At 55.0% G+C, this 26,518-nt stretch carries 20 protein-coding genes, 3 tRNA genes, 5 rRNA genes and 1 riboswitch; of the genes, 22 read left to right on the top strand and 6 right to left on the bottom strand.

From position 1 onward, the window contains the following. The 8 genes from P4S53_RS07395 to P4S53_RS07360 all read left to right on the top strand — a co-directional run. Nucleotides 1–1,463: ribosomal RNA gene (locus tag P4S53_RS07395) — 23S ribosomal RNA — on the top strand; the annotation flags it as partial. Between the two features lie 114 nt (nucleotides 1,464–1,577). After that, nucleotides 1,578–1,693: ribosomal RNA gene (gene rrf / locus P4S53_RS07390) — 5S ribosomal RNA — on the top strand. Nucleotides 1,694–2,099: 406 nt separating this feature from the next. Next, a 16S ribosomal RNA gene (locus P4S53_RS07385) occupies nucleotides 2,100–3,650 on the top strand. A 71-nt stretch (nucleotides 3,651–3,721) separates the two neighbouring features. Next, nucleotides 3,722–3,798: transfer RNA gene (locus P4S53_RS07380), tRNA-Ile, on the top strand. A 45-nt stretch (nucleotides 3,799–3,843) separates the two neighbouring features. After that, nucleotides 3,844–3,919 (top strand) — tRNA-Ala (locus P4S53_RS07375). 293 nt (nucleotides 3,920–4,212) lie between these two features. After that, nucleotides 4,213–7,103, top strand: a 23S ribosomal RNA gene (locus P4S53_RS07370). 114 nt (nucleotides 7,104–7,217) lie between these two features. Continuing rightward, nucleotides 7,218–7,333, top strand: a 5S ribosomal RNA gene (gene rrf, locus P4S53_RS07365). 225 nt (nucleotides 7,334–7,558) lie between these two features. Further along, a tRNA-Trp gene (locus P4S53_RS07360) sits at nucleotides 7,559–7,635 on the top strand. Nucleotides 7,636–7,861: 226 nt separating this feature from the next. On the opposite strand, the gene crcB is transcribed toward P4S53_RS07360, so the two are convergent. Further along, nucleotides 7,862–8,245 (bottom strand): fluoride efflux transporter CrcB, encoded by a 384-nt coding sequence (crcB, locus tag P4S53_RS07355; RefSeq protein ID WP_337112158.1) that lies wholly within the window; start codon nucleotides 8,243–8,245, stop codon nucleotides 7,862–7,864. Between the two features lie 136 nt (nucleotides 8,246–8,381). Between crcB and P4S53_RS07350 the strand changes: the two genes are divergently transcribed. From P4S53_RS07350 to thiH, 7 genes are all read left to right on the top strand, one after another. Continuing rightward, nucleotides 8,382–8,816, top strand: coding sequence for a universal stress protein (locus P4S53_RS07350; protein ID WP_337112157.1), 435 nt, complete (start codon nucleotides 8,382–8,384; stop codon nucleotides 8,814–8,816). Nucleotides 8,817–8,876: 60 nt separating this feature from the next. Continuing rightward, a riboswitch (TPP riboswitch) is annotated at nucleotides 8,877–8,974 on the top strand. 125 nt (nucleotides 8,975–9,099) lie between these two features. Next, nucleotides 9,100–11,028 carry a phosphomethylpyrimidine synthase ThiC gene (gene thiC, locus P4S53_RS07345; protein ID WP_337112156.1) on the top strand — a complete coding sequence of 643 codons (1,929 nt, stop codon included), beginning with the start codon at nucleotides 9,100–9,102 and terminating at the stop codon, nucleotides 11,026–11,028. Beyond that, on the top strand, nucleotides 11,025–11,675 hold the full coding sequence (gene thiE, locus P4S53_RS07340) for a thiamine phosphate synthase (protein ID WP_337112155.1): 651 nt from the start codon (nucleotides 11,025–11,027) through the stop codon (nucleotides 11,673–11,675). Before thiC ends, thiE begins: the two co-directional genes overlap by 4 nt. Continuing rightward, entirely contained in the window at nucleotides 11,669–12,427 is a 759-nt protein-coding gene (locus P4S53_RS07335) for a HesA/MoeB/ThiF family protein (RefSeq protein ID WP_337112154.1), read from the top strand. The genes thiE and P4S53_RS07335 overlap by 7 nt, the downstream gene beginning before the upstream one ends. Continuing rightward, nucleotides 12,424–12,633, top strand: a complete 210-nt coding sequence (thiS, locus tag P4S53_RS07330) for a sulfur carrier protein ThiS (RefSeq protein WP_337112153.1) — start codon at nucleotides 12,424–12,426, stop codon at nucleotides 12,631–12,633. The genes P4S53_RS07335 and thiS overlap by 4 nt, the downstream gene beginning before the upstream one ends. A 1-nt stretch (nucleotide 12,634) precedes the next feature. Continuing rightward, a complete protein-coding gene (locus tag P4S53_RS07325; protein WP_337112152.1) occupies nucleotides 12,635–13,405 on the top strand; it encodes a thiazole synthase in 771 nt (256 codons plus the stop codon). A gap of 9 nt (nucleotides 13,406–13,414) precedes the next feature. Further along, complete coding sequence (gene thiH, locus P4S53_RS07320) at nucleotides 13,415–14,536, top strand: 2-iminoacetate synthase ThiH (RefSeq protein WP_337112151.1); 1,122 nt, start codon at nucleotides 13,415–13,417, stop codon at nucleotides 14,534–14,536. Between the two features lie 67 nt (nucleotides 14,537–14,603). Here the strand turns inward: thiH and P4S53_RS07315 are convergent, their stop codons facing one another. The 4 genes from P4S53_RS07315 to P4S53_RS07300 form a co-directional block, all read right to left on the bottom strand. Then, on the bottom strand, nucleotides 14,604–15,092 hold the full coding sequence (locus P4S53_RS07315) for a hypothetical protein (RefSeq protein WP_337112150.1): 489 nt from the start codon (nucleotides 15,090–15,092) through the stop codon (nucleotides 14,604–14,606). After that, nucleotides 15,023–15,538, bottom strand: a complete 516-nt coding sequence (locus P4S53_RS07310) for a hypothetical protein (protein ID WP_337112149.1) — start codon at nucleotides 15,536–15,538, stop codon at nucleotides 15,023–15,025. The genes P4S53_RS07315 and P4S53_RS07310 overlap by 70 nt, the downstream gene beginning before the upstream one ends. 203 nt (nucleotides 15,539–15,741) lie before the next feature. Next, nucleotides 15,742–17,529 (bottom strand): aminopeptidase P family protein, encoded by a 1,788-nt coding sequence (locus P4S53_RS07305; RefSeq protein ID WP_337112148.1) that lies wholly within the window; start codon nucleotides 17,527–17,529, stop codon nucleotides 15,742–15,744. 124 nt (nucleotides 17,530–17,653) lie between these two features. Further along, nucleotides 17,654–18,613 carry a LysR substrate-binding domain-containing protein gene (locus P4S53_RS07300; RefSeq protein ID WP_337112147.1) on the bottom strand — a complete coding sequence of 320 codons (960 nt, stop codon included), beginning with the start codon at nucleotides 18,611–18,613 and terminating at the stop codon, nucleotides 17,654–17,656. Between the two features lie 122 nt (nucleotides 18,614–18,735). Between P4S53_RS07300 and P4S53_RS07295 the strand changes: the two genes are divergently transcribed. Beyond that, complete coding sequence (locus tag P4S53_RS07295) at nucleotides 18,736–19,938, top strand: multidrug effflux MFS transporter (RefSeq protein ID WP_337112146.1); 1,203 nt, start codon at nucleotides 18,736–18,738, stop codon at nucleotides 19,936–19,938. A gap of 127 nt (nucleotides 19,939–20,065) precedes the next feature. Here the strand turns inward: P4S53_RS07295 and P4S53_RS07290 are convergent, their stop codons facing one another. Continuing rightward, nucleotides 20,066–20,953, bottom strand: a complete 888-nt coding sequence (locus tag P4S53_RS07290; protein ID WP_337112163.1) for a DMT family transporter — start codon at nucleotides 20,951–20,953, stop codon at nucleotides 20,066–20,068. A gap of 230 nt (nucleotides 20,954–21,183) precedes the next feature. Between P4S53_RS07290 and rmuC the strand changes: the two genes are divergently transcribed. Genes rmuC through tatB form a run of 6 tightly spaced genes read left to right on the top strand, consistent with a single transcriptional unit; the run spans nucleotide 21,184 to nucleotide 26,510 of the window. Next, a complete protein-coding gene (gene rmuC / locus P4S53_RS07285) occupies nucleotides 21,184–22,719 on the top strand; it encodes a DNA recombination protein RmuC (RefSeq protein WP_442958645.1) in 1,536 nt (511 codons plus the stop codon). A gap of 35 nt (nucleotides 22,720–22,754) precedes the next feature. Continuing rightward, on the top strand, nucleotides 22,755–23,507 hold the full coding sequence (ubiE, locus tag P4S53_RS07280) for a bifunctional demethylmenaquinone methyltransferase/2-methoxy-6-polyprenyl-1,4-benzoquinol methylase UbiE (RefSeq protein ID WP_337112144.1): 753 nt from the start codon (nucleotides 22,755–22,757) through the stop codon (nucleotides 23,505–23,507). A 7-nt stretch (nucleotides 23,508–23,514) separates the two neighbouring features. Next, on the top strand, nucleotides 23,515–24,141 hold the full coding sequence (locus tag P4S53_RS07275) for a ubiquinone biosynthesis accessory factor UbiJ (protein ID WP_337112143.1): 627 nt from the start codon (nucleotides 23,515–23,517) through the stop codon (nucleotides 24,139–24,141). 6 nt (nucleotides 24,142–24,147) lie between these two features. Then, on the top strand, nucleotides 24,148–25,785 hold the full coding sequence (ubiB, locus tag P4S53_RS07270; protein ID WP_337112142.1) for a ubiquinone biosynthesis regulatory protein kinase UbiB: 1,638 nt from the start codon (nucleotides 24,148–24,150) through the stop codon (nucleotides 25,783–25,785). Between the two features lie 56 nt (nucleotides 25,786–25,841). Further along, entirely contained in the window at nucleotides 25,842–26,087 is a 246-nt protein-coding gene (gene tatA / locus P4S53_RS07265; RefSeq protein ID WP_337112141.1) for a Sec-independent protein translocase subunit TatA, read from the top strand. 3 nt (nucleotides 26,088–26,090) lie between these two features. Beyond that, nucleotides 26,091–26,510 (top strand): Sec-independent protein translocase protein TatB, encoded by a 420-nt coding sequence (gene tatB / locus P4S53_RS07260; RefSeq protein ID WP_337112140.1) that lies wholly within the window; start codon nucleotides 26,091–26,093, stop codon nucleotides 26,508–26,510. Nucleotides 26,511–26,518: the final 8 nt, after the last annotated feature.

The following is a 26,518-nucleotide window of genomic DNA, read 5'->3' as shown; positions in this document are numbered from 1 at the left end:
GGGCCAGGCGACGGTTGTCCTGGTTCAAGGGTGTAGGCTGCAGAATTAGGCAAATCCGGTTCTGCACTAAGGCTGAGACCCGATGTCGAGTCACTACGGTGATGAAGTCATTGATGCCATGCTTCCGGGAAAAGCCTCTAAGCTTCAGATAATAAGCAATCGTACCCCAAACCGACACAGGTGGTCGGGTAGAGAATACCAAGGCGCTTGAGAGAACTCGGGTGAAGGAACTAGGCAAAATGGTACCGTAACTTCGGGAGAAGGTACGCTCTTGGCGGTGAAGTCCCTCGCGGATGGAGCTGCTGAGAGTCGCAGATACCAGGTGGCTGCAACTGTTTATTAAAAACACAGCACTGTGCAAAATCGAAAGATGACGTATACGGTGTGACGCCTGCCCGGTGCCGGAAGGTTAATTGATGGGGTTATCTTCGGAGAAGCTCTTGATCGAAGCCCCGGTAAACGGCGGCCGTAACTATAACGGTCCTAAGGTAGCGAAATTCCTTGTCGGGTAAGTTCCGACCTGCACGAATGGCGTAATGATGGCCACGCTGTCTCCACCCGAGACTCAGTGAAATTGAAATCGCAGTGAAGATGCTGCGTACCCGCGGCTAGACGGAAAGACCCCGTGAACCTTTACTACAGCTTGGCACTGAACATTGACCCTACATGTGTAGGATAGGTGGGAGGCTTCGAAGCAGGTACGCCAGTATCTGTGGAGCCGTCCTTGAAATACCACCCTTGTCGTGTTGATGTTCTAACGTCGCCCCGTTATCCGGGGTGCGGACAGTGCCTGGTGGGTAGTTTGACTGGGGCGGTCTCCTCCCAAAGCGTAACGGAGGAGCACGAAGGTGGGCTAATCACGGTCGGACATCGTGAGGTTAGTGCAATGGCATAAGCCCGCTTAACTGCGAGAATGACGGTTCGAGCAGGTGCGAAAGCAGGTCATAGTGATCCGGTGGTTCTGAATGGAAGGGCCATCGCTCAACGGATAAAAGGTACTCCGGGGATAACAGGCTGATACCGCCCAAGAGTTCATATCGACGGCGGTGTTTGGCACCTCGATGTCGGCTCATCACATCCTGGGGCTGAAGTCGGTCCCAAGGGTATGGCTGTTCGCCATTTAAAGTGGTACGCGAGCTGGGTTTAGAACGTCGTGAGACAGTTCGGTCCCTATCTGCCGTGGGCGCTGGATGATTGAAGGGAGTTGCTCCTAGTACGAGAGGACCGGAGTGAACGAACCGCTGGTGTTCGGGTTGTGTCGCCAGACGCATTGCCCGGTAGCTAAGTTCGGCATCGATAACCGCTGAAAGCATCTAAGCGGGAAGCGAGCCCTGAGATGAGTCATCCCTGAGGCTTTAAGCCTCCTGAAGGGCTGTTCGAGACTAGAACGTTGATAGGCAGGGTGTGTAAGCGTTGTGAGGCGCTCAGCTAACCTGTACTAATTGCCCGTGAGGCTTAACCATACAACACCCAAGGGGTTTTACGGACTCCATGAGCACTTGAATGATGTGCTGAGAACACTAGTCAGATTTCCGAGATTGTGATTTATCGCCTGCGGGCGGTAGAGAAAGCATTTGCTTGGCGACCATAGCGTTGCGGACCCACCTGATCCCATGCCGAACTCAGACGTGAAACGCAGCAGCGCCGATGGTAGTGTGGGGTCTCCCCATGTGAGAGTAGGACATCGCCAGGCTTCCTATTTGAAAAGTCCGTCCGGCGACGGGCTTTTCTTCGCTCCCGACCTTCGGGTGGGAGCGGAGTCAACACAGAGTTTTTTGCTTTCAGGCCGGGACAGACCGGGATGAAAAAAGATGAAAATTTTGTCTTGACTTGAAACGAGGGAAGCGTATTATACGCGTCCTGACTGGCGGAAGCACACAGTGCTAACGCATTGAAAGTCAACGTTCTTTAACAATTTGACCATGCAATCTGTGTGGGCACTCGACAATGATACAGTCATCAAAGATTTATCAGTGAACTGAGTGACCAATTGGTAGCACTTTTTATAAAAGGGTTACCGGCACAGTCAATTCGTTTCAACTTCGGTTGAAACATCAGTAATCACTGAGCCGCTTTCCTTCGGGAAGGCAACAAAACTTTAATTGAAGAGTTTGATCATGGCTCAGATTGAACGCTGGCGGCAGGCCTAACACATGCAAGTCGAGCGGCAGCGACATCAACAATCCTTCGGGTGCGTTGATGGGCGGCGAGCGGCGGACGGGTGAGTAATGCCTGGGAACATGCCTTAGTGTGGGGGATAACCATTGGAAACGATGGCTAATACCGCATAATCTCTACGGAGCAAAGCGGGGGACCTTCGGGCCTCGCGCGCTAAGATTGGCCCAGGTGGGATTAGCTAGTAGGTGGGGTAACGGCTCACCTAGGCGACGATCCCTAGCTGGTCTGAGAGGATGATCAGCCACACTGGAACTGAGACACGGTCCAGACTCCTACGGGAGGCAGCAGTGGGGAATATTGCACAATGGGGGAAACCCTGATGCAGCCATGCCGCGTGTGTGAAGAAGGCCTTCGGGTTGTAAAGCACTTTCAGCAGTGAGGAAGAGTTGGTGTTTAATAGATGCCATCTTTGACGTTAGCTGCAGAAGAAGCACCGGCTAACTCCGTGCCAGCAGCCGCGGTAATACGGAGGGTGCGAGCGTTAATCGGAATTACTGGGCGTAAAGCGCATGCAGGCGGCGTGTTAAGCCAGATGTGAAAGCCCGGGGCTCAACCTCGGAATCGCATTTGGAACTGGCAGGCTAGAGTCTTGTAGAGGGGGTAGAATTTCAGGTGTAGCGGTGAAATGCGTAGAGATCTGAAGGAATACCGGTGGCGAAGGCGGCCCCCTGGACAAAGACTGACGCTCAGATGCGAAAGCGTGGGGAGCAAACAGGATTAGATACCCTGGTAGTCCACGCCGTAAACGATGTCTACTTGGAGGTTGGTGTCTTGAACACTGGCTTTCGGAGCTAACGCGTTAAGTAGACCGCCTGGGGAGTACGGTCGCAAGATTAAAACTCAAATGAATTGACGGGGGCCCGCACAAGCGGTGGAGCATGTGGTTTAATTCGATGCAACGCGAAGAACCTTACCTACTCTTGACATCCAGAGAACTTTCCAGAGATGGATTGGTGCCTTCGGGAACTCTGAGACAGGTGCTGCATGGCTGTCGTCAGCTCGTGTTGTGAAATGTTGGGTTAAGTCCCGCAACGAGCGCAACCCTTATCCTTGTTTGCCAGCACTTCGGGTGGGAACTCCAGGGAGACTGCCGGTGATAAACCGGAGGAAGGTGGGGACGACGTCAAGTCATCATGGCCCTTACGAGTAGGGCTACACACGTGCTACAATGGCGTATACAGAGGGCGGCAAGCTAGCGATAGTGAGCGAATCCCACAAAGTACGTCGTAGTCCGGATTGGAGTCTGCAACTCGACTCCATGAAGTCGGAATCGCTAGTAATCGTGGATCAGAATGCCACGGTGAATACGTTCCCGGGCCTTGTACACACCGCCCGTCACACCATGGGAGTGGGCTGCACCAGAAGTAGATAGCTTAACCTTCGGGAGGGCGTTTACCACGGTGTGGTTCATGACTGGGGTGAAGTCGTAACAAGGTAGCCCTAGGGGAACCTGGGGCTGGATCACCTCCTTACCTAAAGACTGTGTCGCTGACGCAGTGTCCACACAGATTGCCTGGTCGAAATCGTTAAGAGCGCAAGAGAAGGGTCTGTAGCTCAGGTGGTTAGAGCGCACCCCTGATAAGGGTGAGGTCGGTGGTTCAAGTCCACTCAGACCCACCACTGTCTTCCCAAATGCAGTGGTTCAACACTCTTGCAATACTCGATGGGGCTATAGCTCAGCTGGGAGAGCGCCTGCCTTGCACGCAGGAGGTCAGCAGTTCGATCCTGCTTAGCTCCACCACTCTTTAAGTACATTCCCTTGCACAAGGCGAGTGTGGTTACAAAGTGGTTATCTGTCGATAATTCACATGCTCTTTAACAATCTGGAAAGCTGACTAGTAAATTCAATCCTAGAGATTGGATACAAACTGTTTCGAGAGAAACAGAGTTCTCAAGCAATACACATTCAAGTGTCTTGTGTTCGTTGTGTTCACTGCGGTGAAGACAACATGAGTCCGGCGAATAAACCAATTGTCTCTTTGTCAGAGACACAACCTTGGTTGTTTGAACATACGAAACCTCTTGGGGTTGTATGGTTAAGTGACTAAGCGTACACGGTGGATGCCTGGGCAGTCAGAGGCGATGAAGGACGTACTAACTTGCGATAAGCGGTGATGAGGCAGTAAGAGCCACTTGAGTCACCGATTTCCGAATGGGGAAACCCAGCTGCATAAGCAGTTATCATCAGGTGAATACATAGCCTGGTGAGGCGAACCGGGGGAACTGAAACATCTAAGTACCCCGAGGAAGAGAAATCAACCGAGATTCCGGCAGTAGCGGCGAGCGAAACCGGATTAGCCCTTAAGCGTTTTTAGTGTCAGGTGAAGGTCCCTGGAAAGGGCCGCGATACAGGGTGACAGCCCCGTAACCGACGATGCTTTAAGCGTGAAAACGAGTAGGACGGGACACGTGTTATCCTGTCTGAACATGGGGGGACCATCCTCCAAGGCTAAATACTCCTGACTGACCGATAGTGAACCAGTACCGTGAGGGAAAGGCGAAAAGAACCCCTGTGAGGGGAGTGAAAAAGAACCTGAAACCGTGTACGTACAAGCAGTAGGAGCACCTTCGTGGTGTGACTGCGTACCTTTTGTATAATGGGTCAGCGACTTAATTTCAGTAGCAAGGTTAACCGTATAGGGGAGCCGTAGGGAAACCGAGTCTTAACTGGGCGTACAGTTGCTGGGATTAGACCCGAAACCAGGTGATCTAGCCATGGGCAAGGTTGAAGGTGAGGTAACACTTACTGGAGGACCGAACCGACTAATGTTGAAAAATTAGCGGATGACTTGTGGCTAGGGGTGAAAGGCCAATCAAACCTGGAGATAGCTGGTTCTCCCCGAAAGCTATTTAGGTAGCGCCTCGGACGAATACTACTGGGGGTAGAGCACTGTTAAGGCTAGGGGGTCATCCCGACTTACCAACCCTTTGCAAACTCCGAATACCAGTAAGTACTATCCGGGAGACACACGGCGGGTGCTAACGTCCGTCGTGGAGAGGGAAACAACCCAGACCGCCAGCTAAGGTCCCAAAGTATCACTAAGTGGGAAACGATGTGGGAAGGCTCAGACAGCCAGGATGTTGGCTTAGAAGCAGCCATCATTTAAAGAAAGCGTAATAGCTCACTGGTCGAGTCGGCCTGCGCGGAAGATTTAACGGGGCTAAGTGATACACCGAAGCTGCGGCAATGCGATTTATCGTATTGGGTAGGGGAGCGTTCTGTAAGCGGTTGAAGGTGTGCTGTAAGGCATGCTGGACGTATCAGAAGTGCGAATGCTGACATGAGTAACGACAAAGGGGGTGAAAAACCCCCTCGCCGGAAGACCAAGGGTTCCTGTCCAACGTTAATCGGGGCAGGGTAAGTCGACCCCTAAGGCGAGGCCGAAAGGCGTAGTCGATGGGAAACGGGTTAATATTCCCGTACTGCTTATTATTGCGATGGGGGGACGGAGAAGGCTAGGTGGGCCAGGCGACGGTTGTCCTGGTTCAAGGGTGTAGGCTGCAGAATTAGGCAAATCCGGTTCTGCACTAAGGCTGAGACCCGATGTCGAGTCACTACGGTGATGAAGTCATTGATGCCATGCTTCCGGGAAAAGCCTCTAAGCTTCAGATAATAAGCAATCGTACCCCAAACCGACACAGGTGGTCGGGTAGAGAATACCAAGGCGCTTGAGAGAACTCGGGTGAAGGAACTAGGCAAAATGGTACCGTAACTTCGGGAGAAGGTACGCTCTTGGCGGTGAAGTCCCTCGCGGATGGAGCTGCTGAGAGTCGCAGATACCAGGTGGCTGCAACTGTTTATTAAAAACACAGCACTGTGCAAAATCGAAAGATGACGTATACGGTGTGACGCCTGCCCGGTGCCGGAAGGTTAATTGATGGGGTTATCTTCGGAGAAGCTCTTGATCGAAGCCCCGGTAAACGGCGGCCGTAACTATAACGGTCCTAAGGTAGCGAAATTCCTTGTCGGGTAAGTTCCGACCTGCACGAATGGCGTAATGATGGCCACGCTGTCTCCACCCGAGACTCAGTGAAATTGAAATCGCAGTGAAGATGCTGCGTACCCGCGGCTAGACGGAAAGACCCCGTGAACCTTTACTACAGCTTGGCACTGAACATTGACCCTACATGTGTAGGATAGGTGGGAGGCTTCGAAGCAGGTACGCCAGTATCTGTGGAGCCGTCCTTGAAATACCACCCTTGTCGTGTTGATGTTCTAACGTCGCCCCGTTATCCGGGGTGCGGACAGTGCCTGGTGGGTAGTTTGACTGGGGCGGTCTCCTCCCAAAGCGTAACGGAGGAGCACGAAGGTGGGCTAATCACGGTCGGACATCGTGAGGTTAGTGCAATGGCATAAGCCCGCTTAACTGCGAGAATGACGGTTCGAGCAGGTGCGAAAGCAGGTCATAGTGATCCGGTGGTTCTGAATGGAAGGGCCATCGCTCAACGGATAAAAGGTACTCCGGGGATAACAGGCTGATACCGCCCAAGAGTTCATATCGACGGCGGTGTTTGGCACCTCGATGTCGGCTCATCACATCCTGGGGCTGAAGTCGGTCCCAAGGGTATGGCTGTTCGCCATTTAAAGTGGTACGCGAGCTGGGTTTAGAACGTCGTGAGACAGTTCGGTCCCTATCTGCCGTGGGCGCTGGATGATTGAAGGGAGTTGCTCCTAGTACGAGAGGACCGGAGTGAACGAACCGCTGGTGTTCGGGTTGTGTCGCCAGACGCATTGCCCGGTAGCTAAGTTCGGCATCGATAACCGCTGAAAGCATCTAAGCGGGAAGCGAGCCCTGAGATGAGTCATCCCTGAGGCTTTAAGCCTCCTGAAGGGCTGTTCGAGACTAGAACGTTGATAGGCAGGGTGTGTAAGCGTTGTGAGGCGCTCAGCTAACCTGTACTAATTGCCCGTGAGGCTTAACCATACAACACCCAAGGGGTTTTACGGACTCCATGAGCACTTGAATGATGTGCTGAGAACACTAGTCAGATTTCCGAGATTGTGATTTATCGCCTGCGGGCGGTAGAGAAAGCATTTGCTTGGCGACCATAGCGTTGCGGACCCACCTGATCCCATGCCGAACTCAGACGTGAAACGCAGCAGCGCCGATGGTAGTGTGGGGTCTCCCCATGTGAGAGTAGGACATCGCCAGGCTTCCTTTTAAAGAAGGCCACCCTAATCGGGTGGCCTTTTTGCTTTTTCAGGATTATGGATCTGCTGAGTGAGTTGATTGGTTGGTGAATGTGATGTGCAACATCTTAAGATCACGCGCATTGCAAGTTGTTGATGTTTTAATAGTCGATCGATAAAGTAATCAGTCATTTTCAGGCGCAAGGGCTGGTAATTCTCGTTCAGCTGTATACAATACTTACCAATTCTAGGGGATTAGTTCAGTCCGGTAGAACGTCGGTCTCCAAAACCGAATGTCGGCGGTTCGAATCCGTCATCCCCTGCCAAATACAAAAGCCTCGTCTCCGGACGGGGCTTTGTCGTTTCTGAAGGTCAGCGCGTTGCGCTGATGTCGGCGTCTGGAACGCCAGCCGGTTGCTTCGTCATCCACTGTAGTCTTAGAAACCTTGTTATCCAGCGTTTTTTTATGTCTCTATGTCCGTGGTGATGAGCATCTGCGGGGATTTGCAGTGGATCTCACGTCCTTGAAGATATTATTGACCATTCACCTGCTTACCCACGCTGTAGCAACTGAAATCCCACGAAGCAGGCAAACAGGCTCAGAGTTAAATTCAGCATCATATTCAAGCCAGCCTTAATATAGGCGCCTTGCTGAAGCAATATGAGGTTATCCATTGAAAAGGTGGAGAAGGTCGTTAGCGCTCCCAGCATGCCAAGTCCTATCAATGGACGCCAAGGTGTCGCCTCTATCATGCCTTGATTCAGTGCCGAGCTTAGCATCCCCATAATTAAGGAGCCGATGATATTGACGGCCAGTGTCCCGTACGGAAACCCCTTGCCCAATAAAATCACCGAGAGTTCAGCAATCAGATAGCGTGAACAGGCGCCGATCGCCCCGCCAATGGCCACATAGCCCAGAATAATCAGTTGGTTCATAGAAAGCCCAGATGGTGACAGAATCATTACATGCTATGGTGAAAAGACAGGGTGAAAGCCTGATACCACAAAGCGACGTGCTTTTTCACATGATGGTTTACATTGTGCACTAATCCTAGCAGGAGTAGAGACGATTATGGGTATGTACCATACCATTTTACTGGCAATCAACCCGGATGATTTGAATGTAAAACAATTGGTTGCAAAAGCAGGCGTGATTGCAGAGCAAAACAATGCGGATCTGCATCTGGCCTATGTGGAGCCTGGGGTCGGGAATGTCAGCTTTCTGGATATCGATTTACAGCTTGATGAGGCACATAACGAGCAGGAGCTGAGAAGAATGGCTCAGTTGTCTGATCTGGCAAAGCATTCTCCACGTCCGGTTGCGGCGATTCATCTGGCCGATGGCGATGTTGCCAAACATCTGATTGCTTTGGGGAAGATGATGAAAGCCGATTTAGTGATCACGGGGAACTACAAACCTGGCATCCATTGGTTGGGTGATATACGTTATGAGCTGGCGCAGCACCTGAAGTGTGATGTGCTGATCTGCCAGCAGAAAACGCTGTAGTGGTGTGGGGATGAAAAAGACGACTTGCTGAGCGGGTGATGCTTCCTTATACTCTTTGACTGAAACTTGTCGGAGTGCCAACTGGCTGAGACCGCATTGCGGGATCCGTTGAACCTGATCAGATTAGTATCTGCGAAGGGAACAAGAGAAAATCTTCTGCCTAGCTGTACCTTTAGCGTACTGCTGCTGTATCAGACGATGCGACACGCCCTACATGTGTCCGCCTCTTGTTTACGCGCCCATCCGTCAAGCAACTTCCCTAACTTTGAAAAAGGAAATTGCTATGTCGAGTCGCAAGCAAGCGAGACTGGAAGCGAAACAATTCATTGATTCACTCACCACCCAAGCCTACCCCAATTCCCGTAAAGTCTATGTCACCGGCAGCCGGGATGATATCCGTGTCGGTATGCGTGAAATCGCTCAGGCCGATTCTCTGATCGGCGGCGATAAAAATAATCCTATCTTTGAGCCTAACGAGCCGATTCGAGTGTATGACACCTCAGGCTTTTATACCGACCCAGATCAAACCATTGATATCTATAACGGCCTGCCGGCACTGCGTGAAAGCTGGATTGAGGAACGCGGCGATACCGAACTGCTGGATGAGCTGAGCTCCGCCTATACCAAAGAACGTCTGGCCGACGACACACTTGAAGAGCTGCGTTTTGCCCACCGAGCTCGTGTACGCCGTGCTCAAGCGGGTCAGTGTGTGACTCAGATGCACTATGCCCGGCAGGGCATTATCACCCCGGAAATGGAATATATCGCGATCCGGGAAAACATGGGCCGTGCTCAGTACCGTGATGAGGTGCTGAACCAGCAGCACCCGGGACACAGCTTTGGTGCCAATCTGCCGAAAGACATCACTGCCGAGTTTGTGCGCCGGGAAGTCGCGGAAGGCCGTGCGATTATTCCGTCGAACATCAACCACCCGGAATCCGAGCCGATGATCATTGGCCGCAACTTCCTGGTCAAGGTCAACGCGAATATCGGTAATTCAGCCGTGAGCTCTTCCATTGAAGAAGAAGTGGAAAAACTGGTGTGGTCGACCCGCTGGGGCGGCGATACCGTCATGGATCTGTCGACGGGCCGAAATATTCACGAAACCCGCGAATGGATCATCCGCAACAGCCCGGTGCCTATCGGCACGGTTCCTATGTATCAGGCGCTGGAGAAGGTCAATGGCGTGGCTGAAAACCTGACCTGGGAAGTTTTCCGCGACACCTTGCTGGAGCAAGCCGAGCAGGGCGTTGACTATTTTACCATCCACGCCGGTGTGCTGCTTCGCTTTGTCCCTATGACCGCCAAGCGGGTAACTGGGATTGTTTCCCGCGGCGGCTCTATCATGGCGAAATGGTGTCTGGCGCACCACAAAGAAAGCTTTCTGTATGAGCATTTTCGTGACATCTGTGAGATCTGCGCTCAGTACGATATCTCCCTGTCGCTGGGTGACGGCCTGCGTCCCGGCTCTGTCGCTGATGCCAATGATGAAGCCCAGTTCAGTGAGCTGCGCACTTTAGGCGAGCTGACCAAAGTGGCCTGGGAGTACGATGTCCAGGTGATGATTGAAGGGCCGGGACATGTGCCCATGCACCTGATCAAAGAAAACATGGATGAGCAGCTCAAGCACTGTCATGAAGCGCCGTTTTATACCTTAGGCCCGCTGACTACCGATATTGCCCCGGGTTACGATCACATTACTTCTGGCATAGGGGCCGCCATGATTGGCTGGTTTGGCTGTGCCATGCTGTGCTATGTCACCCCCAAGGAACACCTGGGCCTGCCGAACAAAGACGATGTTAAAACCGGCCTGATCACCTACAAGCTGTGTGCCCACGCGGCTGATCTGGCCAAAGGCCATCCAGGCGCACAGGTGCGTGATAATGCGCTGTCCAAAGCCCGTTTCGAATTCCGCTGGGAGGATCAGTTCAATCTCGGACTGGACCCGGATACTGCACGTGCATTCCATGATGAAACCCTGCCGCAGGAATCGGGCAAAGTGGCCCATTTCTGCTCGATGTGCGGGCCGAAATTCTGTTCGATGAAAATCTCTCAGGAAGTACGGGATTACGCCAAAGCGCAGGAAGATGCCCAGGTGATTCACATGCTCGATGATCCGCTGGAAGGGATGCGCCAGAAAGCGGAGGAATTTCGTGACAAGGGCAGCGAGCTCTACCACAAGGCCAAAACCCATGAGGAAGAGCAGGCATGAGTGAGGTGATGCAAACGTCATTTCCTGTGATGGCGGGCGGCATCGGGCCGCTCTATCCTGTGGTTGACCATGTCAGCTGGATTGCCAGATTGCTGCCGCTGGGAGTGAAAACCGTTCAGCTGCGGATCAAAGATCCGGCCCATCCTGAGCTGGAAGCGCAGATTATTGAAGCGATTCGTCTGGGGAGGGAATATAACGCTCAGGTGTTTATTAATGACTACTGGCAACTGGCGCTCAGACACGGAGCTTACGGTGTGCATCTGGGGCAGGACGATCTGGCTATCGCCGATCTGGATGCGCTGCGCCAGGCCAATATCCGCCTGGGGGTGTCAACCCGCACCGCGGCGGAGTTGCAACGCGGTCTGGCCCTGGCACCCAGCTATGTAGCGATCGGCCATATTTTCCCGACCCCGACCAAAGACATGCCGACCCCGCCGCAGGGGATCGCCCAGTTAAAAGAGCATCTGGCCACTGTGGCCGGCCGTTACCCGACGGTTGCCATTGGCGGTATTGATCTCAGCAATGTTGCGGATGTCTGGCAGACCGGTGTGTCCTGTGTCGCTGTAGTGCGCGCCGTGACCGCCGCCCCGGATACAGCGCAGGTACTGGCAGCCTTTGCTGACAAGCTGGTGAGGGAGCCATGCTGACAGACGAGTCTTTTTTGCGCTATCAGCGTCAGGTGCAACTACCGGAAATCGGTGAGCAGGGCCAGCAGGCCCTGCAACAGGCCAGAGTACTGATTATCGGCGCCGGTGGGCTTGGCGCCCCGGCGGCCTTATATCTGGCAGCGGCAGGGGTTGGCAGCCTGGTGATTGCCGATGGCGACAAGGTTGAGCGTTCTAACCTGCAGCGCCAGATTATCTACCGTGATGACAATCAGGGTGAGAGCAAAGCGCAGGCCGCCGTGGCGCAGGTCAAGGCGCTCAATCCGCTGATCCGTGCCCGCGCAGTGACGGCCCGGCTGGCCAAGCTGCAACTGGCGATGGAAATCAGCCTGGCGGACGTGGTGCTGGATTGCACCGATAACTTTGCCAGTCGTCATGCCATTAATCAGGCCTGCTTCGAACACGGCAAACGGCTGATTTCGGCGGCAGCGATACGCTGGCAGGGGCAACTGATGAGCTTTGATTTTCGCACCCGGCAGGGGCCGTGTTACCACTGCCTGTTTCCGAACGGCGAAATGAAAGCCCCGCAGAACTGCAGTGAATCCGGCATTGCCGGACCTGTGGTGGGCATTATGGGGACCTTTCAGGCGCTGCAGGCGGTGAAAGCCATCACCGGCAGCGGCGATCTCTGTGCCCGTCAGTTCCGCCAATTTGACGGCCTCACCCTGCAATGGCAGCAGTTTGCCTTGCCAGCCAACCCTCAATGTCCTGTATGCAGTAAGGAATCTCTATGACCACAATAACCGTTCTGGTGAACGATAAAGCCATGTCGCTGGCGGCGCAAAGTTCGCTGCAGCAGTTGCTGGAGCAGCTGGCCCTGCCGCTGGATGCGACGGCCGTTGCGCTCAATCAGGCCATTTTGGGCCGCGAGTTCTGGGCCGATCAGCGGCTCAATGACGGCGATGAAATCGCCTTGTTTCAAGCCATAGCAGGAGGCTGACATGCTGACCATTGCCGATAAAACCTTTTCATCCCGACTGTTCACCGGTACCGGCAAATATGCCGGCCGGGACGTGATGTCCCGGTCAATTATTACATCCGGCTCTGAGCTGGTGACTATGGCGCTGAAACGAGTCGATATTGATAACCGGGATGACGACATTCTTGCCCTGCTGCGCGAGGCGGGGGTTAACCTGCTGCCCAATACCTCGGGAGCCAAGAATGCGAAAGAAGCGATTTTTGCCGCCCAGCTGGCCCGTGAAGCACTGGGCACCAACTGGCTGAAACTGGAAATTCATCCGGATCCCAAATACCTGATGCCGGATCCGATTGAAACACTGATGGCCGCGGAAGCGCTCGTTCAACAGGGTTTCATAGTACTGCCCTACTGCCATGCCGATCCTGTGTTGTGCAAGCGGCTGGAGGAAGTCGGCTGTGCCGCTGTGATGCCGCTGGGCGCCCCTATCGGTTCTAATAAAGGGCTGGCCTCACGGGATTTCCTCGACATCATTATCGATCAGGCCCGGGTGCCTGTGATTGTGGATGCCGGGATCGGCGCACCGTCTCATGCGGCTGAAGCCATGGAACGCGGTGCCGATGCCGTGCTGGTCAATACGGCGATTGCGGCAGCGGCGGATCCGGTTGCCATGGGACTGGCCTTTAAACTGGCCGTGGAGAGCGGCCGGATGGCGTACGAAGCTGGCCTGGCCGGTACCGTCAGTCATGCAGTGGCGTCCAGCCCGCTCACTGCGTTTTTAGACGCCAGCGCGTAAGGAGACGCCATGAGTTATGTTGATGTATGGCGGCAGCTGAACTGGGATGATGTCCGGATGTCGATTTACAGCAAAACGGCCGCGGATGTCGAGCGGGCGCTCCGTCAGCGCAAGCGCGATCTGGAGGATTTTAAAGCGCTGATCTCGCCTGCGGCAGAGCCGTATCTTGAGCAGATGGCGCAGCAGTCGGCCGCGCTGACGCGGCAGCGGTTTGGCCGCACCATCGGGTTTTATGTCCCTTTGTACCTGTCGAACCTCTGTGCCAACAGCTGCACCTATTGCGGCTTTACCATGGAAAACAAGATCAAGCGCCGGACGTTAAATCTTGACGAGATTGAGCGCGAATGCGCGGCGATCAAGGCGCTGCACTTCGACAACGTGCTTCTGGTCACCGGAGAGCATGAACGCAAGGTCGGCATGGCCTATTTCCGCGAATGTGTGCCGGCAATTAAGCGTCACTTCAGTTATCTGTCGATGGAAGTGCAGCCGCTGGATCAGCACGAGTACGCCGAGCTGAAAAGCCTGGGGCTGGATGCGGTCATGGTGTATCAGGAAACCTACAGTGCCCCGACCTATGCAAAACACCATCTGCGCGGCAATAAAATGGATTTTGAATACCGGCTGGCCACGCCGGACAGACTGGCCCGTGCCGGGATCGACAAAATCGGCATTGGTGCCCTGATTGGGCTGGAAGAGTGGCGCACCGACTGCTTTTTTACCGCCAGCCATCTGGACTATCTTGAACGCACCTACTGGCAGAGCCGTTATTCGATTTCCTTCCCGCGCTTGCGCCCCTGCACGGGCGGCCTGGAGCCGAAATCCGTGATGAGCGACCGCCAGTTGGTGCAGCTGATTTGTGCCTACCGGCTGTTTAATCCTGAAGTCGAGCTGTCCATGTCGACCCGGGAATCGCCGCATTTTCGCGATAACGTGTTGCCATTAGGGATCACCAGCATGTCGGCGGGCTCCAAAACTCAGCCTGGCGGCTATGCCGATGATGAGCCTGAGCTGGAGCAGTTTGCGATCAGTGATGAACGTGCCGTAGCTGAGGTTGCTGATGCGGTGAAGCAACACGGTTTTGAGGTGGTGTGGAAAGACTGGCATCACGCGTATTCCGGACTGCCGCTTTAAGTCGGTACTCGGGTTTGTGTTGATAACAAAATCAGGCTGATGGAACCATCAGCCTGATTTTTTTGATTTATTCGGTAAAGACCGCATTGACTTTGGCGTCATAGCGGGCGGTGATACCGGACGAGTAATGACGGGCCGTCAGCTCCACTTTCAGCGTCTGGACTTCAACTGGCTGATCAAAAAAGACCGACAGATTGCCGGAGGGATATTTCAGGTAAGTGGGGTAAATCCGTTCATTGTTTTCGTTGTAGAAGAAGGCCACGACAGACTGATTTCGCGCATTGGCTGTGGTATCGACCATCAGTTCCAGCGACTTCACTTTTTTATTGTTGTAAGGCGTGATTTCCAGCCATTTGGTCACAGGCGTGCCGAAACCGGCATAGATTGAGGTGCCTGCCGTCAGCGTCTCATCAAAATCGATCACCGGATCGTGATCCGGGAAGCTGGTGGCGTCGTTGGGTTTGCTGTTACCGAAATATTCCTGCATCAGAGTAAAACCGTCACCATCATAGTCGGTATAGGCATCCAGCCCGACAACCTCATAGGTTTTTTCCACCAGGTCGGCAGGCGATCATTGTCTATGCTGCTGCTTTCGCCAAAGTTAAAGCGAAAGTTGCCGTCGAAGCGCTGGCTCGGCTTACTGAAATCGGCGTTATAGAGGGAAATAACGGCACGGTAGCCATTCTGGTAATACTCGTTTGGCGTATCAAAATGCAATTCTCCCCAGCCCGGACGACAGTCCAGATAATGCAGTCGCTGGCTGGCGGCATTGTAAATACTGATTTTACAGTCCATGGCGTTGGGCTGGTTGTTATCAAAGCCCAGTGTGACCAGATGGCGTCGGTCCGCAGGGAGGGAAAAATTAACGGTCACGTTGACTCGCTGGCCTTTGCTTAATGTTTGACTGACTGACTTGGTATAGCTGTCCAGGTGCGGGTTGGTATTGGCGAAAGTGGCAAAGGACAAACAGCCTAATGCAGCAGTGAGAAGATACTTTTTCATCGCATAACCTTATGAATATTAGTGAATATAATTTCATCGGAGATGCTAACGGCATTATTATGTTGTGAAAACAGTCAATAGTGGGGATTGTTGCTGGTTATCTGGCTTTTATGGGGTTGATTGACTGAAGTGTGAGCCTGGCAGTGATAAAAAAGCCCGGCGCACAGATGGCCGGGCTCAGAGGATGAAATCGCGTGACCGGATTAACGGCTGAGCGGTGCCGTGGCTTGCTGCAGCCAGCTCAGATCCTCGCCCTGCAGTGATGGGCTGATCACCTCGAACACGGTTTGATGGTAACGGTTCAGCCAGTTGAGTTCTGTCTCGGTCAGCAGGCTGAGATCCACCAGGCGGCGGTCAATCGGGGCACGGGTCAGCGACTCGAAGCCCAGCACTGTCATGTCACCCTCGGTTGCCACTTCCACCACCAGTTCCAGGTTTTCGATGCGAATACCAAATGCATCGGCGCGGTAATAGCCCGGTTCGTTGGACAGTACCATGCCCGGCAGCAGTGCGGTTGGATTCGGTGCTTTTGAAATACGCTGCGGCCCTTCATGCACATTAAGGAAATGGCCGACACCGTGGCCTGTGCCGTGGTCGAAATCAAAACCATGGGCCCACAAATGCTGACGTGCCAGCGCATCAAGCTGTGAGCCGGTTGTACCGCGGGGGAAGCGGGCCGTCGCCAGTGCAATATGCCCCTTCAGCACCAGGGTAAAGGTCTGCTTCACTTCGGCGTCAGGATTGCCAATGGCAATGGTGCGGGTGATATCTGTGGTGCCGTCCGGGTACTGACCGCCTGAGTCGACCAGATAGACATTGTCCATTTGCAAGACGCCCGGCTCAGGCTGGTTGTTGTGATTGTAATGACACATGGCCGCGTTGCCGCCGGCCGCAGAAATGGTGTCAAAGCTGACATCGGTACAGCTCGGATCCTGGATGCGGAACTGCCACAGCTGATCGGCCAGCGTGGCTTCGTCCAGCAGTTTGCCGGCTGCGACCTGGCGGTCGACCCAGGCGAGGAATTTGGACACGGCAACACCATCGCGGATGTGGCTGGCTTTCATACCGGCCACTTCCGTGGCATTTTTCGCCGCTTTTGGCAGCATGCAGGGGTCGCTACCTTCGATAATGACGGCACCGGCGTCGTGCAGTGTCTGTCCGGCCCAGGCATTGCTGGTGGCCGGATCCAGCAGAACCCGCTTGCCGTTCAGGGCTTCCAGGCTGTGTTTGAGGGTTTCCGGCGCCTGAACGCGGACACCGTCACCAACATGTGCTGCAAATTCAGCAGGCAGGCGGGCCTGATCAATAAAGAAATCGACACTGGCGTCCTGATGCAGAATTGCCGCGGACAGCAGCACCGGCAGGCAGTGCACATCGCTGCCGCGCACGTTCAGCAGCCAGGCGATGCTGTCGAGCTGGGTCAGCAGCACGGCATCGGCTTTTTGTTTCTGCAGGCTGGCGGCAATCTGGGCACGCTTCTCGCTGCTGCTCTGGCCGACATACTCCAGCCCCATCAGTCTGGCATCCGACAGGGTGGGAGCCGGACGGTCGTCCCACAGGTTGTCGATCGGGTTGCTGCTGAGCAGCACCAGTTCCAGATCGTTGCCGATATTTTGCTGGACGCGTTTGAGCCAGGCGCCGCTGTGCAGCCGAGGATCAACCGCAATTTTACTGCCGGCCGGCAAATGCGCTTGCACCCAGTGCATCGGGGGCTCTTCGATCAGATGACGGTATTCAAACACCTCGCCCGGCACTTGCTTGCGAACCTGCACCACATAGCGGCCGTCGACGAACATGGCCGCTTTGTCACGGCCGATCACCGCCGCGCCGGCCGAGCCGGTAAACCCTGTGGCCCATAACAGGCGTTCGTTGTGGTCGGGAATGTATTCGCCCAGGTATTCGTCTTCATGCGGAATCACCAGGGCGTCAAGCTGTTCTGCTTCCAGCCACTGGCGAATCTGTGCCACGCGTTGTGAGATCACTGATTGCATCTGTCTGTATTCCTTTGTGTTGTTGTCATCCGAACGGGGGATGCTCTGCACCTGCCCCTTGGTCACCCTGACGGCAGCAGCAGGCCGATCCGGTAACGGTAGCGCTTTTAAAGAGCCGCTGCAATTATCGACTGGACAATTCGCGGCATCCGTTAATGATTATCTGCCGTAACCAGCAATGGCCAGGATCATTCTCTTGATGCTGTGGCCAGAACAGGGTGTAGGCCATGGCCGGCAGCGGGGTCGGCAGCGGCAGGACCACCAGGTTGAGCTGCGCGGCGACATAGTCGGCAAAATGGCTCGGCGCCGTAAAAATCAGATCCGTGTGGGTACACAAACTGGCGGCACTATTAAAGTCTGGCACATACATGGCAATATCGCGCTGCAGGCCTTGTTCCGCCAGTTTGTAATCCAGCAGCCAGCGGTCATCGCGGCCGCAGCGCACCTGAATATGACGCTGCAGCAGATAATTGGCCTGAGTCCATTCACCTTGCTCCACCAGTGCCAGCACAGGATGGCCGGGGCGGACAATACAGCGCTGGGTATCGCGGTGAAGTTCCTGAAAAATGATCCCTTTGGGCGGCATCAGGGTGAGCTGGGCGTCGTGCGGATTGAGATCCTTGCCGGTAATACCAAAGTCGATTTCCCCGCGCAGCATCTTGTCGAAGGTGTCTGGCTCCCAGGCCTGGGTATCGAGCAGTATGTTGGGGCCCTGACTGAAGATTTCGCCGAGAAAACGCGGCATCAGCAGCGGATAGGCGCTTTCGACCAGCGACATTTTAAAGTGGCGGTGGCTGTTTTGCGGCACAAACTCGGTCGGTTCGGTCAGGTTCTCAATATCCTGAAGCAGTTTCTCCAGTACAGGCTGCAGCATTTTGGCGCGCGGGGTCGGCAGCAGGCCGTGGGCACTGCGGACAAACAGTGCATCGTCGAATTGCTCACGCAGCCGGGCCAGACTTTTGCTCACCGCCGACTGGCTGAGAAACAAACGCTGGGCTGCCCGGGTCACGCTGCATTCCTGCAGCAGGACATGGAGGCAGACCAGCAGGTTGAGATCGAGGCGGGCTAATTTATCCACAGTCATATTGTGTCCGTTACCTTCACAGTGATATTCCGATATGGAATCTTAGTAGTGAATATAAACCATTTTGATTCATATCACGAAGGCCTTAGACTGGCGCCGTCTTCTGATAGGAAACCGAGTGAATGAAGCCTGAACCAACAACGTCTCCCCGCCGTATTGTGGCGCTCATGGTCCTGCTGGTGCTGTTTAGCCCGCTGGCCATCGATATTTATCTGCCTGCTTTGCCTGCAATGGCGGACAGCTTTGCCGTCGACCCGACGCTGGTGCAGGACACAGTCACCTGGTTCATGTTCAGTTTAGGACTGGGACAGGTTTTTGCCGGCCCGCTGGCCGATCGCTTCGGCCGTCGCCCGATAGCGCTGGCCGGTGTGACAGTCTATGCCTTCAGCTCTGCACTGGCCTATACCGCCCAGTCGCTGGATATCATGCTGCTCGCGCGCTTTTTGCAGGGCTTCGGCGCCTGTGCCACCTCAGTGGCTGCGTTTGCGGCGGCCCGTGACAGCTTCGGCCCGGAACGTAGCGGCCGGATGATCAGTTACCTGAACGGCGCAATTTGCTTTATTCCGGCGCTGGCGCCTCTGCTGGGATCCTGGCTGACCCATGAGTTTGGTTGGCGTGCCAACTTCAGCTTTATGGCCGGTTTTGCGCTGGTGGCCGGTGCGCTGCTGAGCGTGTTCTTCCGCGAAACCCGTCCGGCAGAGACTTTGGTCAGCGGCGCGATGTTCAGTCCGTCACGGTATTTTTCTGTCTTGCGCGAGCCGGTGTTTGTCTTTCATGCCTCGATGTCTATGCTGGCGATGGCGGTGATTCTGGCCTATGTGACCTCAGCGCCGATGTGGCTGATGGTGCATCTGGGCCTGGATATGGGGCAGTTTACCGCTTGGTTCGGTGTCAATGCGGTGCTGAACATTATCGCCTGCATGGTCGCGCCGAAATGCATGGATAAGATGGGCACCCGCCGCACCCTGATGTCGGGTCTGGCGATGCTGGTGGTTTCGGGCGTGATGATGCTGGCACTGAAAGAGATTGCTGCAGCCTGGGCCTTTATGGTGCCGATTTTTATGAGCTCCTTTGGTTTTGCTTTTGTCCTTGGCTCGGCGGCCGGTAAAGCGCTGGCGCCCTTTGGTGACAGAGCGGGTACCGCAGCGGCGATGCTGGGTCTGTTTCAGATGAGCGGTGCCGGCCTGATGGTCAGCCTGACCCAGCGGATGGAGCTGTCACCGCCATTATTGCTGACGTTTCAGATGCTGATGCTGCTGCCCGGACTGCTGATTTTGTTATCGCGCAAAGGCCGCCAGTGGCATCCGGCGCCGGCGCAGGATTAAGCGGCAGCGTCCGATGTTTTCGCTCATAACTAGACGCCGCAAAGGCGCAGGGTCTCGACAACCCTTTTGAACTCTCGCTTGGCCTGTCACTGTGGTGACAGGCCTTTTTTCGGTTGCAGGTCAGGGATCAGCACGAAGCGCTGGCGTCGTTGGCTTTGGTTTTTCCGCGCCATTGCTGGATCAGCAGGCCGATGATGATCATCACCAGTCCGGCCAGGGTCGCCGGATGAATGGTTTCACCGATAATGGTCGCCAGCAGGATCAGCGAGATAAAAGGCGACAGGAAAATCAGATTGCTCAGCTTGGCGGTATTGCGGGTCAGTTTCATGGCATTGAGCCAGAGCACGAAGGTGATCCCCATTTCAAACAGGCCGACATAACTGACGGCCAGCCAGCCCTGCCAGGGAATCGGCTGCCAGCCGCCCATGTACAGGCTCAGACCGACGGAAAAAGGCAGCGACAGCACAAAGCCCAGCAACACACTGACCACGGGATCGGCCTGGTTTCTGGTGTTGAGTATCCAGAACAGTGCCCACAGCAAGGTGGAAACCAGCGCCAGAGCCACCCCCAGCGGGCTGTCGAACTGCAAGGCCATGATGTCGCCTTGGGTGGCAATCACCACCACCCCCAGATAACCAAACAGGCAGGCGACCCAGTCCTGCGGGCGAATTTTCTGACCGAGAAACAGTGCGGCCATCAACGTCAGTGTGATCGCCCAGCTGTAGTTGAGCGGCTGGGCCTGAGAGGCCGGCAGCAAATCATAGGCTTTGAACAGCACCAGATAATAGATGCAGGGATTGATCAGCCCGAGCATCAGGTAATACAGCGGGCGGGCGCGCAGGGTCGGCAGCAGCTGGTTCAGTTTGCCCTGAGTGCCGGCGATGACGAGCAAGGCCAGGGCGGAGACCGTACTGGCCGCCGCCACCATCTGGATTGGTGAAAAATAATCCAGAGTGATTTTGAAGGCGGTGGCGACGGTTGACCATAAGAGCACGGCGGCGAGGCCGAACCCGATCGCTTTTTTTCCTGCATACTGCGGCTTCCTGCTGCTGGTGTCCGTGTGACCGGCAGGGTGAACCGCTGCCCGTCATCATAAAGGGGTCAGTTTATGCCATTTGCGCTGACTCAGCCAGTCTGAACGTCGGCATCAGCGATGCCTGAACTGATGACAATATCTGGACATTTATCCAGTATCTTTTTAGCCTTATCGTATCAATACAAAAGCATGCAGGAAACAGATTGATGATGGGTGAATGGCTCAGTGAGAATGGTCAGTGGCTGGCGGCTGCGATTGCCGGGGCGACGACCGCCGGCGGTGCCACGGCCCTGTGGTTTCAGGGACGTTTACGGCAGCATGCGGCGATCTGGCAGCAGCAGCTGGATGCAGAAACCCGGCTGGCCCGGCAGCAGGAGCAGCAGTTGCGCCACGATCTGCAAGAGCAGCAGCAGGAGCTGGACAGCCTGGATGTCGAGCGCGATCGCCTCAGTAATGAGCTGCGGCAGATGCACGCCCGGCTGGCGGCGGCGGTAGAAAAGCTGCGTTACCTGGAAACCCTGCGGCAGGAAAATCTGAAACTGACCGAGCGGCTGGAGACAACCCGGCAGGCGGAATCCGGCCTGGCTGCTGATTTACGTGAGCTGCAAACCCGCTACCGAGAAGAGCAAAAGGCGGCGCAGGAGAAAATCGCCCTACTGGAAAATGCCGAAAACCGGCTGCAGCAGCAGTTTGAGAGTCTGGCCAACCGGCTGTTTGAGCAAAAAAGCCGCAGCGTGGACGCGCAGAACAAGCTGAGCCTGGATGGCCTGCTCAGCCCGCTCAAAGAGCAGCTGGAAGGCTTTCGCAAGCAGATCAATGACAGCTTCAGTCATGAGGCCAGAGAGCGGCATACCCTGGTCCACGAAATCAACAGCCTGAAACAGCTCAATGAGCAGATGGCCCGTGAGGCCGTCAACCTGACCCAGGCGTTGAAAGGGGATAACAAAGCCCAGGGCAACTGGGGCGAAGTGGTGCTGGCGCGGGTGCTGAGCGAGTCCGGCCTGCGGGAAGGGCATGAATACCACACCCAGGTGAACCTGGAAGACAGCAGCGGCAAGCGCTATCAGCCGGATGTGGTGGTGCACCTGCCGCAGGAGAAAGACGTGGTGGTCGATGCCAAAATGTCGCTGGTCGCCTACGAGCGCTATTTTCATGCCGAGAGCCAGGCGGAGCGCGACAAAGCCCTCAGCGATCATCTGGTCTCGCTGCGCAGCCATATTCGCGGCCTGAGCCGCAAAGACTACCATCAGCTGGACGGCGTCCGCTGTCTGGATTATGTGCTGATGTTCATCCCGGTGGAACCGGCGTTTCAGGTCGCGGTCGAAGCCGATCCTGCGCTGATCCGTGATGCCATGGACAGCAATATTATGCTGGTCAGCCCGACCACATTGCTGGTGGCTTTGCGCACCATCAATAACTTGTGGCGCAATGAAAGGCAGAATCAGAATGCCAAACAGATCGCAGAACGGGCCAGCAAGTTGTACGACAAGCTGCGGCTGTTTGTCGCCGATATGGACAATATCGGCACGGCACTGGAGAAAGCCAGCCAGAGCTATCAGGGCGCCATGAACAAGCTGGCGAGCGGACGGGGCAATATTATCCGCCAGGCAGAAAGCTTCAAGCAGCTGGGCGTGGAGGTGAAACGGGATTTACCGGCGGCGCTGACCGAGCAGGCGCAGCGTGACAGTGATACTGCCCACAGGCTGGCCGAGACGGTGAATGACACACCTGAGCGCTTCAAGTAAACTACGGCAATTAGATGAGAATTGATGGAACGAGCATGACTGAACCCACACAAACCACTGATTTTGGTTACCGTAAGGTCGCTAAAGATGAGAAAGCGCAGCTGGTCGCGGAAGTGTTTCACTCGGTAGCGGACAAGTACGATCTGATGAACGACCTGATGTCGATGGGGATCCATCGTATCTGGAAGCGTTTCACCGTGGATTGCAGCGGCGTGCGTCGGGGTCACCGGGTGCTGGATCTGGGTGGCGGTACCGGTGATTTGGCGGCCAAGTTCTCGCGCATGGTCGGTGAAGACGGTCAGGTGGTGCTGGCGGACATCAATAATTCTATGCTCAAAGTGGGCCGCAGCAAACTGCGTGATCGCGGTATTGTCGGCAACGTGGCCTATGTGCAGGCCAACGCCGAAGAGCTGCCGTTCCCGGATAACTACTTTGACTGCATTACCATCAGTTTCTGTCTGCGCAACGTGACCGACAAAAACAAAGCGCTGCGCTCCATGTTCCGTGTACTCAAGCCGGGCGGTCGCCTGCTGGTGCTGGAATTTTCCAAGCCGGTCATTGCCCCGCTGTCCAAAATTTATGACGCCTATTCGTTCCACATTTTGCCACGCGTGGGTGAAATGGTGGTGGGGGATGCGGACAGCTACCGCTATCTGGCGGAATCTATCCGTATGCACCCGGATCAGGCCACTCTGGAGGGGATGATGCAGGAAGCCGGTTTCGAGCAAACCAGCTTCCATAACCTGACGGGCGGCATTGTTGCCCTGCACCGTGGTTATAAATTCTGAGGTCCGGATGCCAGTTGATGCGTTAGTCACCGGCGTGGTGGAAACCGCCCTGAATGCTTTGCTGAAAGATGAAGAAGCCAGCCAGCGCCGTCTGGCGCGTCTGCGTGGCAAAGTGATCAGTGTGCAGATAAACGATTTCGGCAAGCAGCTGTTCTTTGTGTTCAGTCAGCAAATTGACGTGCTGGCCGCGTATGAAGGCGAGGCGGACTGCCGTCTGGCCCTGAGTCTGGCCGCGCTGCCTGAACTGCGAGAGCAGGCTAATCTCACCCAGTTGATTAAAGCCGATAAACTGGCCCTGGAAGGGGATATTCAGCTGGCCCAGCAGTTTTCTGCGCTGCTCAGCGGCCTCAAACCGGATGTGGCGGAACGCTTGTCTCGCTACACGGGCGATGTGGTGGCCCATAGCGTCGTGAGCGGCGCCCGGCACAAGCTGGCCGGACTGCAGCACCTGCTCGGTGAACGCCGCCGCGATCTGGGCGAAATCGTCACAGAAGAATGGCGGCTGGCCCCGCCGGCGCTGGAAATTGCGCATTTTGCCGACCAGGTCGATGAAGCCGCTTCGCAGCTGGCCCGTCTGGAAGCCCGGATTCACAAGCTGGCTGAACGGCTGGCGCAACCCACTAGCCTGACCTGATAGCCCATGAGCCGTTTTTCTGAAATTAAGCGCCTGTACCAGATCACTGCCGTCCAGCTGCGTTACGGGCTGGACGATTTATTGCCGGACGACCCGCGGACCCGGCTGCCGAAGCTGATGCGCAAGAGCCTGTTCTGGATCCGCAACCAGCATCCGGACAAACCTTTGGGTGAGCGTCTGCGGCTGGCGTTGCAAACGCTGGGGCCGGTGTGGGTGAAGTTTGGTCAGATGATGTCGACCCGACGTGACCTGTTTCCGCCGCATATTGCTGATCAGCTGGCGTTGCTGCAGGACAGGGTGGCCCCTTTTGACGGTGCCCTGGCCCGAAAGCAGATTGAAAAATCGTTAGGTGGGCCGCTGGATACCTGGTTTGCTGATTTTGATCAGACGCCGCTGGCCTCGGCATCTATTGCTCAGGTCCATACTGCTACACTGAAAGAGAACGGTCGGGAAGTGGTGCTCAAGGTGATCCGTCCGGACATCCTGCCTGTGATTCAGGCCGACATCAAACTCATGTACCGGATGGCCCGTTTGCTGTCTCGCTTTATGCCAGAGGCACGTCGGCTGCGACCGGTAGAAGTGATCCGGGAATATGAAAAAACCTTAATTGATGAGCTGGATCTGATGCGTGAAGCGGCCAATGCCATTCAGCTCAGACGTAACTTTGACGGCAGTGACTCACTCTATGTACCTGAAGTTTTTACCGATTATTCGCACAGTAATCTTCTTGTCATGGAACGCATCTATGGTATCCAGGTTTCTGATGTCGAGGCGCTGAAAGCCAATGGCACAGACATGAAGCTGCTGTCGGAAAAAGCCGTGAATGTGTTCTTCACTCAGGTCTTTCGTGACAGCTTCTTTCATGCGGATATGCATCCGGGCAATATTTTTGTGTCGCATAAGAACCCGGTTGATCCACAGTGGATTGCGCTGGATTTTGGGATTGTCGGGACGCTGAACCGCGAAGATAAGCGCTATCTGGCTGAAAACCTGCTGGCGTTTTTTAACCGGGATTACCGCAAAGTGGCTGAGCTGCATGTGGATTCAGGCTGGGTGCCGCCCGATACCAATGTCGACGAATTTGAATTTGCGATTCGTACCGTGTGCGAGCCGATTTTCGAGAAACCGCTGGCAGACATCTCCTTTGGCCACGTGCTGCTGAACCTGTTCAATACGGCACGGCGCTTTAATATGGAAGTCCAGCCTCAGCTGGTGCTGCTGCAGAAAACCCTGCTGTATGTCGAAGGGTTAGGCCGGCAGCTGTATCCGCAGCTGGATCTCTGGGATACCGCCAAGCCGTTTCTGGAAGACTGGATGTCACGCCAGGTCGGGCCGCAGGCCATTATTGGCGCAGTGCGGGACAAGGCCCCTTTCTGGGCGGAGAAGTTACCCGAATTACCGGAACTTCTTTATGACAGTTTGCGCCAGGGCAAGGTGATGAATCAGCGGATTGATAAACTGTACGACAATTTCATGACCAGCCGTCGTCAGCAAGCCCAGGCCAGATTCTGCTTTGGGGTTGGGGCGACGCTGATTATATGCTCTGCCATACTTTTTGGTAATCAGGTGGATGTTTATCCGGTCGTATTGGCCACAGCCGGCGCGATGTGCTGGTTGTTTGGCTGGCGGGCTTACACAAAATAACGGCTGTGCTGCTGGGCGGCACCGCGTTTTATGAATCTTATTGAGGAAAGGTAAACATGGGTGGAATCAGTATCTGGCAACTCTTAATCGTTGCCCTGATCATCGTCTTATTATTCGGCACCAAAAAGTTACGCTCCATGGGGGGTGACTTAGGGTCGGCGGTCAAAGGTTTTAAAAAAGCCCTGAGTGACGACGACGAAGCGAAGCATAAGGCCGATGCCGATTTTGAGCAAAAGTCGCTGGCGGATAAAAAAGAGGCCGCTGAGCCACAGAAAAACCCGAAAGATAAAGAGCAGGTTTAACGCGTGTTTGATATCGGGTTCTGGGAGCTGATCTTAATTGCCATCGTCGGTCTGGTCGTGCTTGGACCGGAGCGATTGCCTGTGGCAATCCGTTCAGTGTCTCGGTGGATCAATGCAGCCAGAAATATGGCCAGTGCGGTGAAGACTGAGCTGTCTCAGGAACTGAAAATTCACGAACTGCAGCAGGACTTGAAAAAGGCCGAGCAGGCGGGCATGAAGGATCTGTCTCCTGAGCTGCAAAGGTCAGTCGACGAGCTGAAAGAGGCTGCGGCTTCGGTGCAGCGCCCTTACGCCAAGGCGGAACCTGAGTCTGAGCCTCAGATCATGCCTGACGGTGCGGCGACAGATCATCGTCCGCCGGCTGATCCTCATCAGGATGACCCGGTACAGCCGCATCCAACTTCATCGCAAAAACAGGATTAATAACGCCT

It is taken from the genome of Photobacterium sp. Hal280, from assembly GCF_037162255.1.
Taxonomy (GTDB): domain Bacteria; phylum Pseudomonadota; class Gammaproteobacteria; order Enterobacterales; family Vibrionaceae; genus Photobacterium.
This window is presented reverse-complemented; position numbering and strand designations above follow the sequence as displayed.